Origin of the sequence: Streptomyces sp. NPDC001137 (assembly GCF_040298885.1) — a bacterium.
Lineage (GTDB): Bacteria > Actinomycetota > Actinomycetes > Streptomycetales > Streptomycetaceae > Streptomyces.
The window spans coordinates 1-12,628 of record NZ_JBEPBA010000017.1 but is presented as its reverse complement, the minus strand read 5'-3'; the positions used below and the strand labels follow the sequence as shown (position 1 = coordinate 12,628).

Annotated in this window: 7 protein-coding genes; 5 read left to right on the top strand and 2 right to left on the bottom strand. The window is 71.1% G+C overall.

Translation table 11 applies throughout. The features are described from left to right. The first annotated feature begins 30 nt into the window (after positions 1–30). The 5 genes from ABT254_RS29375 to ABT254_RS29355 all read left to right on the top strand — a co-directional run bounded on the left by ABT254_RS29375 (position 31) and on the right by ABT254_RS29355 (position 6,943). Positions 31–2,355: a heavy metal translocating P-type ATPase gene (locus ABT254_RS29375; RefSeq protein ID WP_351476339.1), complete on the top strand. Its 2,325-nt coding sequence runs from the start codon at positions 31–33 to the stop codon at positions 2,353–2,355. 35 nt (positions 2,356–2,390) lie between these two features. Beyond that, positions 2,391–3,368 carry an ABC transporter ATP-binding protein gene (locus ABT254_RS29370; protein WP_351476336.1) on the top strand — a complete coding sequence of 326 codons (978 nt, stop codon included), beginning with the start codon at positions 2,391–2,393 and terminating at the stop codon, positions 3,366–3,368. 6 nt (positions 3,369–3,374) lie between these two features. Then, entirely contained in the window at positions 3,375–4,544 is a 1,170-nt protein-coding gene (locus tag ABT254_RS29365; protein WP_351476333.1) for an ABC transporter permease, read from the top strand. Further along, positions 4,541–5,722 carry an ABC transporter permease gene (locus ABT254_RS29360; protein WP_351476330.1) on the top strand — a complete coding sequence of 394 codons (1,182 nt, stop codon included), beginning with the start codon at positions 4,541–4,543 and terminating at the stop codon, positions 5,720–5,722. The genes ABT254_RS29365 and ABT254_RS29360 overlap by 4 nt, the downstream gene beginning before the upstream one ends. Before the next feature lie 195 nt (positions 5,723–5,917). Beyond that, positions 5,918–6,943, top strand: coding sequence for a 6-phosphofructokinase (locus tag ABT254_RS29355; protein WP_351476327.1), 1,026 nt, complete (start codon positions 5,918–5,920; stop codon positions 6,941–6,943). Between the two features lie 271 nt (positions 6,944–7,214). Here ABT254_RS29355 and ABT254_RS29350 read toward each other — a convergent pair whose 3' ends face one another. Beyond that, on the bottom strand, positions 7,215–8,120 hold the full coding sequence (locus ABT254_RS29350; protein ID WP_351476324.1) for an NAD-dependent protein deacetylase: 906 nt from the start codon (positions 8,118–8,120) through the stop codon (positions 7,215–7,217). A 478-nt stretch (positions 8,121–8,598) separates the two neighbouring features. Next, complete coding sequence (locus tag ABT254_RS29345) at positions 8,599–12,411, bottom strand: toll/interleukin-1 receptor domain-containing protein (protein WP_351476321.1); 3,813 nt, start codon at positions 12,409–12,411, stop codon at positions 8,599–8,601. Positions 12,412–12,628: the final 217 nt, after the last annotated feature.

Here is a 12,628-nt window from a genome sequence, read left to right as displayed (position 1 = left end):
CCCGCACCGCCCGCCCGATCGAGGCTTGTCATGGACCGAAGCAGCAGGGGGAAACAGCAGCGGCGCAGGCTGTTCGGGGCGCCGGGGCTCGAACCCGTGCTGCTGACCGTGACGGCTGCCGCACTCGTGGCGGGCGGCGTCGCCCGGCTCGCCGGCGCTCCCGGCCTGGCCGATCTGTGCTGGGCCGTGGGCACCGTCGCCGCCGTGGGTCCGGCGCTCGGCTGGGTGCTGGCCGACCTGCGGCGCGGCCACGCCGGCGTCGATGTGATCGCCGTGCTGGCGCTCGGCGGCACCCTGCTGGTGCACGAGTACCTGGCCGGAGCGCTCATCGCGCTGATGCTCGCCACTGGCCGCACCCTCGAGGCGGCGGCGCGGCGGCGCGCCTCGCATGATCTGCGGGCCCTGCTGGAGCGTGCCCCGCGTACCGCGCGGCTGCTCACCGACGACGGGGTGAGCACGGTGCCGTCGGCGCAGGTCGCCGTCGGTGACCTGCTGGTCGTGGGGCCTGGCGAAGTGGTGGCCGTCGATGGCCGGGTGGCCGGGTCGGAGGCCGTGCTGGACGAGTCCGCGCTGACCGGCGAGCCGCTCACCGTGCGGCGTGTGCAGGGCGAGTCGGTGCGCAGCGGGGTGGTCAACGCGGGCGGTGCCTTCGAGCTGCGCGCCACCGCGACCGAGCGGGACAGCACCTACGCGGGGATCGTGCGGCTGGCCCGGCAGGCGGGCGCGGAGTCGGCTCCCGTGGTGCGGCTGGCCGACCGGTATGCGGCCTGGTTCCTGCCGCTGTCCCTGGCGGTCGCCGGGCTGGCCTGGCTGCTGAGCGGTTCCGCCGTGCGGGCGGTGGCGGTGCTGGTGGTGGCGACGCCTTGTCCGCTGCTGCTGGCGGCGCCGGTGGCCGTCGTCTCCGGTCTGTCCCGGGCCTCCCGTCTCGGCGTGGTGATCCGCGACGGAGGGGCGCTGGAGAACCTTGGCCGGGCCCGGACGCTGCTGCTCGACAAGACGGGCACCCTCACGGCCGGCCGCCCCCGCGTTCTCGACGTGGTCGCGGCGCCGCGCTGGCAGCCGGCCCAGGTGCTGCGGCTTGCGGCCTCCCTCGACCAGTACTCCCCGCACGTCCTGGCCGAGGCCGTGGTGGACGCGGCCCGCGAGCGGGGGCTTCGGCTGTCCGTGCCCGAGGACGTGTCGGAGCAGCCCGGCCGGGGTGCGACCGGCACCGTGGCCGGGCGGCGGATGACGATCGGCCGACGCGCCGAAGCCGGCGAACTGCCCGCCTGGGCAAGGGCGGTGGACAATCGGGCGGTCCTGGACGAGGCGGCCGTGGCCTGGCTGTGCGTGGACGGCAGCCCCGTCGGCGCGGTGCTCCTGCGCGATCCGCTGCGCCCGGACGCCCCGCGCACCCTGCGCCGCCTGCGCGCGGCGGGCATCGAACGGATCGTGATGCTCACCGGCGACCGTGCCGAGCCCGCACGCGAGGTGGGCGCCGTCCTCGGCCTCGACGACGTACGGGCCGGCCTCGCTCCGGCCGACAAGGTCGCCGCGGTGCGCGCCGAGCACGACCGTGCCGTCACCGTGATGGTCGGCGACGGGGTCAACGACGCCCCTGCCCTCGCGGCCGCCGACATCGGCGTCGCGATGGGCGCCCGCGGCTCCACGGCATCCTCCGAGGCCGCGGACATCGTCCTGACCACCGACCGGGTGGACCGCCTGGCCGACGCCGTCGCCATCGCCGTACGGGCCCGTCGCATCGCCGTACAGAGCGCGCTCGGCGGCATGCTGCTGTCGCTTGCCGCCATGGTCGTGGCCGCCTTCGGCCTGCTGGCGCCGGCCGTGGGCGCCCTGCTGCAGGAGGGCATCGATGTCGCGATGATCCTCAACGCGCTGCGCGTGCTGCGCGACGACCGGCGGGGCCGGCCGCAGCTCACGCCCTCGGCCGAGGCCCTCATCCACCGGTTCGCCGCGGAACACGACGACCTCCAGGACGTCCTGGACGCCGTACGCGACGCCGCAGACCGGTTGTCGGACGGGGCGGGCCCGCAGTCCCTCGCCGCGGTGGGCGAGGTGCACCGGCTGCTCACCGAGCGCCTGCTGCCGCACGAGGACGCCGAGGAACACCAGTTGTATCCCGCGCTCGCCCCGACCCTCGGCGGGCCCGAGGCGACCGTCACCATGAGCCGTGCGCACGCGGAGATCGCACGACTCGCCCGCCGCATCGCCACCCATCTGGCGCTGGCCCGCCGCGACGGCTCCCTGTCACCCGAGCAGCTCGACGACCTGCGGGCCTGCCTCTACGGCCTGCACACCGTGTTGCGCCTGCACTTCACGCAGGAGGAGGAGAGCTACTTCTCCCTCGCGCCCTGACAGCCCCCGCGGGCCACCCTCATCGAGGAGACGACATGACCGATCCCCCGCGAAACCCGGACACCGCGCCGCCGGTCCTCGACTGCGCCCGTCTCGTACGGCGGTTCGGCGACCGCACGGCCGTCGACGACGTGAGCCTGCGCATCGCTCCGGGCGAGACGTACGGGCTGCTCGGCCCCAACGGCGCGGGCAAGACGACGACGATCCGGATGGTCTGCGGGCTGCTGCGCCCCGACGCCGGTACCGTGCGCGTGGCCGGCCGTCCGGTGAACACTGCGGCCGGGCCCGCCAAGCAGCTGATCGGCTTCGTCCCGCAGGACGTGGCGCTCTACCCGGACCTCAGCGTCCGCGAGAACCTTCGCTTCTTCGGCCGGCTCTACCGGCTGCCGCGCCGGCGGCTGGAGCGGCGCGTCGACGAGGTGCTGGACCTCGTCGACCTGGCCTCCCGGGCGGGCGACCGCGTCGAGTCTCTGTCGGGCGGCATGCGCAGGCGTCTCAACATCGGCGCGGGGCTGGTGCATTCGCCGACTCTGCTGGTACTCGACGAACCCACCGTGGGCGTCGACCCGCAGAGCCGGCACGCGATCCTGGAGAGCGTCACCCGCTTCGGCGAGGAGGGCATGGCCGTCCTCTACACCACGCACTACATGGAGGAGGCCGAGCGGCTGTGCGACCGCGTCGGCATCATCGACCGCGGCCGTCTGATCGCCGAGGGCAGCCCGCGCGAACTGGTGCAGCTGGTGGCCGAGCGCGACCGGGTCCGGCTCACCGCCGTGGGGGGCCTGTCGGCGTACGCGGAGGCCTGCCGCCGGCTGCCCCGGGTCGAGGGCGTAGCGCGCGGCGGCGATCGCGGCGACGTGGTCGAGCTGGTCGTCAAGGATGCGCGGAGCCTGCTGCCGGACCTGCTCGACCTCGCCCACCAGCAGGCCGTCGGCATCCGCAGTGTGGAGGTCGACGAGCCCGACCTGGAGGCGGTGTTCCTGCATCTCACCGGCACCGCGCTGAGGGAGTGAGGCATCGTGCGTGTGGTCCTCGCCATCGCCGCCAAGGACCTGCGGCAGCGGCTGCGCGACCGGTCGGCCTGGGTGATCGTGTTCCTGGCGCCGGTGCTGATCTCCGCGCTGATGGCCCTGGCGTTCAACAACAACGACACGTTCCGCGCGAACCTGGGCGTGGTGGACCTGGACCGTGGTCCGGCCGCCGCCGGGCTGACCGAGGTGCTGAAGAGCCCGGAGCTTCGCGGCACGGTCCATGTGCGCTCGTACGGCGCCGAGGCCGCCGCCCGGCGGGCGGTGGACGCGGGCGACGTGCACGCCGCGATCGTGGTGCCGCGGGGGTTCACCGCTTCGCTGCACGGCGGCAACGCGGCGCCGGTGCGGGTCCTGGACAGCGTCGACTACGGTCTGCAGGCGCAGCTCGCCCGTGCGGTCACCGAGTCGTACGTCGCCCAGGTCAACGCCGACCGGTTGTCGGTCGCCACGGCCGTCGCCGCGGGCGCCCCGCAGGGCGACATCCCCCGCCTGGCCGCGAAGGCGGCCGTGTTGAGGCTGCCGGAGCAGATACGGGCACAGGGGCTGCCCGACGAGCCGCTGAAGGTGATCAGCTACTTCGGGCCGAGCATGGGCATGTTCTTCGTGCTGTTCACGGTCGGTTTCGCGGCGCGCGGCTACTTCGTCGAGCAGCAGCAGGGCACCCTCGACCGGATCGCCGCCGCGCCCGTGGGGCGGGGCGCGCTGCTGATCGGCAAGTCGGTCTCCACGTTCGTCTACAGCCTGGCCGGTCTCGCCACCGTGACGCTGGTGTCGTGGGTTGCCTTCGACGCCCGGTGGGCCGATCCGCTGGGGGTCGCGGCGCTGAGCGTCGCCATGGCGGTGTCCGTGGTGTGTCTGACGGCGCTGGTCATCGCGCTCGTGCGCACCGAGCAGCAGGCTCAGGGGCTCGCCTCGATCCTGGTCTTCGCGCTCGTGCTGCTCGGCGGCAACTTCGTCTTCGCCTCCGGTACTACGCCGCTGATCCGCCGCCTTGCCCTGTTCACGCCCAACGGCTGGGCGCTGCGCGGGTTCACCGATCTGGGTACCGGAGTGCGCGGCTGGGACGGGGTCGGCGCCCCGCTGCTCGGCATCGCCGTGTTCTCGGCGGCCGTGACCGCGCTGACGGCACTGCTCCTTCGGCTGAGGAGGACGTCATGACCGCGCTCGCCGTGACCCGGGCCACCCTCACGCGGGTGCTGCGCGACCGAACAGCGTTGTTCTTCATGGTGCTGCTCCCGGTCGCGATCATCGTCGTCATCGGTGTCACCGTCAGCGGCTTCGACAAGTTCCGGATCGGACTCGTCCCGGCCCCTCAAGCGGGCCCGGTGGCACAGGAATTGACGGCAGACCTCCAGGACGCACCCGGGCTGCGTACCCGCACCTACGACACCGCGGCCGACGCGCGCACCGCGCTGCGCCGGGCCGAACTGGACGCGGTCGTCCTCGTGCCCTCCGGGCTCGACGCGCAGGTACGGGCCGGGCACTCCGTCACCGTACGGGTCCTGGTGGAGCCCTCGGGCAGTGCCGGGCACTCGGCCGTGACCTCGGTGTCGGCCGTGGTGGCCGAGCACGCGGCACGCCTGCAGGCCGCACGCTTCGCCCAGGACGAGACCGGCGGCTCCTTCGACGGCGCCCTCGCGCGCGCCCGCTCCGTCGAGGGCGAGCAGGCCTCGGCCCCCATCGCCGTACGGGCCGAGACCGTCAACGGACAGAGCGACTATCTGCCGCTGGGCTACAGCTACAGCACGCCGACCATGCTGGTGCTGTTCGTGTTCATCAACGCCCTGGCGGGCGGCGCGGCCATCGTGCAGACCCGCCGAACCGGCGTGTACGCGCGGGCGCTCGCCGCGCCGGTTGCCGCCCGAACGCTGGTGTTCGGGGAGACGATCGCCTATCTGGCGCTGGCGCTCCTCCAGTCCCTGCTGATCGTCGGCATCGGAGCGCTGGCCTTCGACGTCGCCTGGGGTGATCCGCTCGCCGCCGGTGCCCTGATCGCCGTGTGGGCGCTGGTCGGCACCGGCGCCGGATTGCTGGCCGGGGCCGTGTTCCGTACGCCGGAGCAGGTGCATGCGATCGGACCGGCTCTCGGCATCGGGATGGGCATGCTGGGCGGCTGCATGTGGCCGCTGGCGCTGGTGCCCGGCTGGCTGCGCGCCGCGGGGCACTCCGTGCCGCACGCCTGGGCCGTCGACGCGTGGACGACGCTGCTGTCCCGGAACGGGGACCTCTCGGCGATCATGCGGGACCTGGCCGTCCTCGCGGGCTTCGCCGTGCTGCTCCTCAGCTGCGCGTCACTGGCCCTGCGGCACCGGCTGACCGCCGGTACGGGAGTGTGACCGACCGATCCATCACATCGGGCCGGTCGGCCCACCGTGGAAAACGGCCTCCGGGCGGCCTGCTCGACACGCCGTCTGAACAGTGTCGGCGACTGTCGAGCGGTTGTGCAGGTGCGTCGGCGGACCGCAGGCGCCCATGATGGAAAGGGAGCCGAACGGCGCTCGGAGTTCACGTCCGCGGAGGTGAGCGAAGCCATGAAGGTGGGAGTGCTGACCGGCGGCGGCGACTGTCCCGGTCTCAATGCCGTGATCCGCAGTGTCGTCCGCAAGGGCGTCCAGGAGTACGGCTTCGACTTCGTCGGTCTGCGCGACGGCTGGCTCGGTGCGCTGCGGGGCCACGTCGTGCCACTGGGCATCCGGGAAGTGCGTGGGATCCTTCCCCGCGGCGGAACCATCCTCGGCTCCTCCCGCACCAATCCGTTCAAGCACGAGGACGGGGTGCAGCGCATCCGGGACACGCTCGCCGCGCACGGCGTGGACGCGCTGGTCGCGATCGGCGGCGAGGACACCCTCGGCGTGGCCACCGAGCTCAGCCGTCAGGGGATCCGTCTGGTGGGCGTGCCGAAGACCATCGACAACGACGTGTCCGGCACCGACTGCACCTTCGGCTTCGACACGGCCGTGGGGATCGCGACGGAGGCGATCGACCGTCTGCACACCACTGCCGAGTCGCACATGCGCACGCTGGTGGTGGAGGTGATGGGCCGGCATTCCGGGTGGATCGCGCTGCGGGCCGGTGTCGCGGGCGGGGCCAACGTGATCCTCGTTCCGGAGCGGCCCTTCGACATCGACCAGGTCTGTGCGTGGGTGAAGAGCCGGTTCAGGATCAATTACGCGCCGATCGTCGTGGCGGCCGAGGGGGCGGTCCCCAAGGACGGCCGGATGATCCTCAAGGACCGGACACTGGACGAGTTCGGCCATGTGCGGTTGTCGGGCATCGGCGAGTGGCTGGCCCAGGAGATCGAGTCGCGCACGGGCACGGATGCCCGCACCACGGTCCTCGGTCACATCCAGCGCGGCGGCACCCCGAGCGCCTTCGACCGCTGGCTGGCCACGCGCTTCGGGCTGCATGCCGTCGATGCGGTCAACGACGGTGACTTCGGCATGATGGTGGCCCTGCGCGGCACGGAGATCATCCGCATTCCCCTCGCCGAGGCCACCGCGCACACCAAGCTGGTGGATCCGTCGTTGTACGACGAGTTCCAGGTGTTCTTCGGCTGAGCTCCGGCCCGGTCGGCCGGTGTGCGGGACGACCGCCGCCGGAGGCGGATGTGGTGCAGAACGGCGTGGCCCACCGGCCGGCGTCGGAGACGCATGCACGAGACGCAGGCGCACCCACGCAGCGCCGCTTCCCGCCCGGCCCGGTCGGCCGCGGTCAGGCTCCGTTCGGACCTGTCGATGCCCACCAGCGCAGGGAACTCATCTCCTCCTCCCCTGGATGCACGCTGTTCGTCCAGGTGACAGGAGCCGATCCGTTGTTGTCGGCGCGGACTCAGGCCTCGACCGCCTCCTCGTCGTCGATGGGAACGCCCAGTCGGTCTGCCACCGTCGTGAGGGCCGCTCCGAGCGGTAGGTCGATCCGGGTGAGGGCGTGGCGGTCGCCCCGGGTCACGTCCCGGTTGATGATGAGCACCGGTTTCCCTGCCTTTGCGGCCTGTCGGACGAACCGCAGTCCGGACATCACGGTCAGCGAGGATCCGAGGACGAGTAGTGAGTCCGCCGCGTGGACGAGGTCGCGGCACTCTTCGACCCGGTGGCTGGACACCGCCTCGCCGAAGAACACCACGTCCGGCTTGAGGATCCCGCCGCACAGGGCGCAGGGCACGACCTGGAAGTCTCCGACCTGGTCGTCGGTGAGGTCGGCGTCACCATCAGGGTTCATAGCGGCGGCGACCGGCGCGAAAGCGGGATTGGCCTCCTCCAGTCGTCGGGCGAGTTCCTTTCGCGCGACGAGGACGCCGCACCCGAGGCAGACCACCCGGTCGAGCCCGCCGTGGAGTTCGACGACGCCCTCGCTGCCGGCGGCCTGGTGCAGCCCGTCCACGTTCTGGGTGATCACGCCGGAGAGCAGCCCCTGCCGTCCGAACGCGGCCACCGCCCGGTGCCCGGCGTTGGGCCGCGCCCGACCGAAGGCCCTCCAGCCGAGGTGACTGCGTGCCCAGTACCGCCGCCGCGCCTGCGCGCTGCCGGTGAAGTCCTGGTACAGCATCGGGGTGTGCCGGCTCAGGCTGCCGCCCTCACCCCGGTAGTCGGGGATGCCCGACTCGGTGGAGATGCCCGCACCGCTGAGCACCAGTACCCGGCCAGCCGCCAGCGCGTCGACGACCGGCTGCAGGTCCGTCGTGCTCGGCGGCGGGTCCTCGGTGGGGGTCCAGCTCAGGGTGGGGCGCATACGCATGGCGCCAGGGTACGAAATCCGCCGACCGATGCCGCGACAGCGAGGCGCGCCAGGCGCGTACGCCGGACCGAACGGATGGGAAGAGAAGGTGCGGCCCGATTTCGACGACAAGCCCGAGAAGGTGAGCGCGTCGCGCAGCGGTCCCTCGGCTCTCGCCAGGGCCAGCAGCTTGGGTATGGCGGCTTCTGCATGCCGGCCGAACAACAGGCGCACCAGTAGCGGAAGCGCCGCGACGAGGACTGTCATGGGGATGAACTGCAGCGCCGAGGCGAACGACCTGTCGCCGGTGATGGCAAGCGGGATCTGCAGGCCGTCCATGGCCGGCGGTCACCCGCCGAGGATCGCGCGCTTCTGGTCCTCGAACTCCGCCTGCCTGTCCGGAGGCGGACCTTGGGGTGCCTACCGTCGGCCCATCGGATCCTCGCTCCTGCTCTGGCGCTCTGTCGGATTCTCATTGCGGCGGGTCACTCACCGACGTTCAACACGCCGGGGCATAGCGCTGGTTGGGAACGAACCTGCTCCACTCCTGCCTGAGCAGCGGGCGACCGACCACGGAGCAGAGATTGTTGTGCCACGCCTGAGGGTCGACCAGCGCGGAGACGATCGTCCCCGGAGCCTGCCCCACCGTTCGTTTCCCGTCAGCGGTCATCTCCGCGACGGATCCGGTGCCCAATCGGGCCAGGACCGGTCCGGTCCTGGCGTGGTGGAGGAGGTCCCACAGCACCACCGCACCACCGTCGGAGTCGAGGGTGATGACGGCTACTCCGTTGGCGCCGGAGAGCCGCACCGCACGGATGTCGGCTCCGACATTGACGTCCACCGCCAGTTTCTGATGCGTTTCGGCATCGAAGATCACCAAGGACTGCCGGGATTCGGAGGCGGCTACGAGTGTCCGCCCGTCCTGGCTGAAGGCGACCGTCCGAGCCGCTCCCCGGTAGGAGAGGGCGGAGCGGCCCGTCGTGGTGTTCCACTCGTGCAGCACCCCTTGGTGGTCCACTGCAGCCAGCCAGTGACCGTCGGGGCTCAGCGCAGCCGCGTCCACGGAGCCGAGGTTGTAGCTTCGGACGATGTGGCCGGCAGTGGTGTCCCACACATAGATGATGTGGTCCTGTGAGACCGCCAGGTACAGCAGTCGCCCGTCCGGTGAGAGGGACAGGGCGGTGCTTTTCTGTGGCGTACCGTTCGGGCCGACACTCTCAATCAGACCGACTCGGTTCCGCCCCGGCAGAGCGAAGACCTCGACGATCGTGGTCAGGACCCTTTGCCCGCTTCTGGCCGGCGGCAGGGTGACCGTCTCGCTCACCGCGAGCCGGGTGCCGTCCCTGCCGTAGGTGATCCCGTTGCCGGCCCCCTTGAGCCGGATGGTCTCCTGAAGCGTTCCGGTGCGGGTGTCGAAGAGCTGCACCGTGCGTCCGCTCACCCCGGCGAGCGTGCCTCCGTCGGGGCTGACGGTGGACGAAGGACGAGCTTTGTCGTCACCACTCCTGAGGGGGATCTTGGAGACAAGGCGTCCGGCGGCGACGCGATCCCAGGCGACGACCCCTGTCTCGGTGACGGAGACCGCGGCGCGACCGTCCGGGCTGAAGGCGACGTAGGGATGACCGGGTTCGTGGTCGGAGAGGTCCCACACACCGGTGCCTCGGTCTCCACCAGTGCTCAACCACATCCCATGGGTCGCAGTGATCCCGGTCAGTGCGGCGACCTCCTCATCGCTGTCCGGACCACTGACGCTCTTGAGCTGGCCGGGTTCGACGTCCCCGAGCTTTCTACGGGCCTGGAGGTCCCACACGTCGAACCGGCGGCCTTCGGTGTCCGACAGCAAGGCGCGGCGGCCGTCTTCGGACACGCTCCGGATGCTCATGCCCTGCTCCGGAACCCACGGTGTGCCCTTGCCTCCCGCAGGCAGGATCTCCGGGGGGCCGTCACCGGTGTCGACGACCGGCTCGTCGGAGGCGGTCCAGCCGAGGAGCTGTCCAAAGCCCGTTTTCACGCGCACATGGACATCCGATGCCGAGGACGCCGTGAGGACGTCGTGGAGCGAACCCCGCTCACCGGACAGACACCACAACCACTTGCCCGAGGGACTCAACCAGCTGAAGTCGCAGTCGGAATCATGCCGGGCCAGGAGCCGCCGGTTCGGGACGCTCCACGTCCATGCCCGTTGGTAGTCGGTCGATGCCACGAGGATCCGGCCGTCGGGACTCAGCCCGCCACTCCAGTCGAATGGCGGGCCGTCCTCCTTCAGGTCGAAGGAAGCCACTGTGCGCCTGGCGATCGTGTCGGTCACCGTGATCTGTGTCCCGGCCAGCAGCGCGACCACGCGACCGTCCGGAGTGAGGCCGCGCTGCCCCTTCTTGGGCAGCCGGCCATGAAACGTACCGCGTAACCGCCACCCTTTGACGTCCCAGATCTGAGTGGTCCCGTCCTCGCGCCCCACGGCCAGCGTCGAGCCGTCCGCGCTGAACACGGGCCAACCCGCTCCCTTCGTGTCCCTGCCCGGCAGAACCTTCGCGACATGGTTGAACCGCATGAGCCGTTCGGCCATCACGCTGCGCGCCTCCGCCGTGTCGGACTCGCCATACGCCGCCGCGGCAAGCAGCGACGAGATGTCCAGGCGGCCTCCCGACTGGCTCTGGGAGGCGGTGGCGAGCAAGCGGGAAAGGGACTCACGGCGGTCGGCCTCCGCCCCGGACTGGGCGGCCACCACCAGGGAGGACAGGCTCACGATCGCGAGCAGGATCGCGACGGCGCCGGTCCGGAAACGGATCCGTCGCCGCCTTCTGGCGCTATGGCTGCTGTCGATGAATTCCTGCTCTTCATCGGTGAGTTGGGCCATGAAACCGGGAGACGTCGGTACGTTGTCACGCAACCACTCGGCCGCACCCAGCTCGTCTTCCCGGAGCAGGAAACCGTCACTTCTGCCGCTCTCCCGCCATTCGTGGGCCTGCAGCCCGAGCCGGGTGTGACCGGAAACCCACCGGTGCTCCTGGGCGGTGAAAGCCGCGATGTGGTGCACTCCCTCGTCGAAGCGGTCGGGATCGGACATGTCGAGGCGCTGAAAGGCGGTCAGTTCCTCCCAACCCGCTTCCCGCAGCGCCGCTCCGGCACCCGACGCCAACTCCGCGTCGATGATCACAGGGAGGATCCGTTTACGTCCCTCGATCGCCTGGCGGCACTCGTCCCAGCAGTAAGGAGATGCCAGGGACTTGGGGCTGATCAGCACCATCAGCGCGTCGGATTCACGGATACCGTCGGATATCGACTTGCGCCATCTCTCGGAGGGCTTGATCGCCTGCCAGTCCACCCATACTTCTCGCACCCGGCCGTGAAGGGCATCGGTGATGGCCCGGGCGAAGTCGGTGTCGCTGCGAGAGTAACTGAGAAAGACCTTGCCTCCAGTGCCGTCGTGTGCGGGGACGAAAGGGTTGCGTACGGCTCCGGCACGGTCGACGGCTTGCCGCGCGGTCGCGGCGACGAGCCCGGAGACTAGGCCGGCTCCGGCAAGCAGCAGCGGCCAGTAGGGCTGTTCGAAGGAAGGTCCGAACAGGCTGCTGCCGATCTGCTCGTCCAGCCAGGCGTAGCCCCAGGTCACCGAGCGCCACCTCGGGCCGGGAGTGGCCTCGCCGTAAGTGATCGGCAGCACGAGAAGGCGAACGGCCCACGCAGCAACGCCCATGCCGGCGGCACCAGCAAGGGCGCTCAGCGCCATGACCCGCTCCGGGGTCGGGACCCGCCGGTGCTCGGTCTCCCCGCCCACACCCACCCGAACGCCGGCAGCAGCGTGCCAACTCAGCGCCAGAAGCACGTCGAGGACGATGTAGACCCATACGGACACGGGTCCCAAGTGCTGGACCATATGGCTGCCGAGCGCGGCCACAACGGCCAACTGAACCGGCGGCAGCCAGGCTTCCGGAGCGGCAAGCCGTCTCCAGGACCAGTCCACCGTAAGACGCTTCACCCCGCGGTGGCGCAGGACAAGGCCCCAGTTGGCAAGGACCGGGTTGAACACGAGGTTGGGTACGACAAGCGCCATCAGGGAGACGACAGGTCCGAGGAACGGGTAAGAGACGGACCACGTCACCGCGCAGGCGGCTGCCCACGCCACTCTTCTGCTCCGACGGAACTCCCGAACCCGCGCCCGCACCGGTCGTTTCCCAACGCCGCTCTGCGCCCCCCGCGCCACTTCGGTCTCCGATCCCCATCGGGCAACACTGAGTCCTCGCGCCACCCAACATGCCACATGGGCAACGCACTTGGCGCGTGTGTCGGCCGAGCTGATCGTCTGACGCACGGGCACGAGGACCATGTGGACTCGGCCGCGCGGGGCGCTCGGCGAGCAATGCTGTCAGCGACGTCGCGTAGCAACCGGGAGAGCTGTCCGGCAGCAGCCGCGGCGGCAAGAGCGAGCGCAGCCTAGTGAGCTGGTCCGGAGATCCTGTCGCAGTAGTGGCAGATCCGGTCGATGATCTGGTCGGCTGTCTTGGTCCAGCGGAACGGGCGGGCCTGTT

What these genes read in the sequence shown, in the direction of transcription:
- ABT254_RS29375 (WP_351476339.1), top strand. Translation starts at nt 31, where the DNA reads ATGGACCGAAGCAGCAGGGGGAAACAGCAGCGGCGCAGGCTGTTCGGG.
- ABT254_RS29370 (WP_351476336.1), top strand. Translation starts at nt 2,391, where the DNA reads ATGACCGATCCCCCGCGAAACCCGGACACCGCGCCGCCGGTCCTCGAC.
- ABT254_RS29360 (WP_351476330.1), top strand. Translation starts at nt 4,541, where the DNA reads ATGACCGCGCTCGCCGTGACCCGGGCCACCCTCACGCGGGTGCTGCGC.
- ABT254_RS29355 (WP_351476327.1), top strand. Translation starts at nt 5,918, where the DNA reads ATGAAGGTGGGAGTGCTGACCGGCGGCGGCGACTGTCCCGGTCTCAAT.
- ABT254_RS29350 (WP_351476324.1), bottom strand. Translation starts at nt 8,120, where the DNA reads ATGCGTATGCGCCCCACCCTGAGCTGGACCCCCACCGAGGACCCGCCG.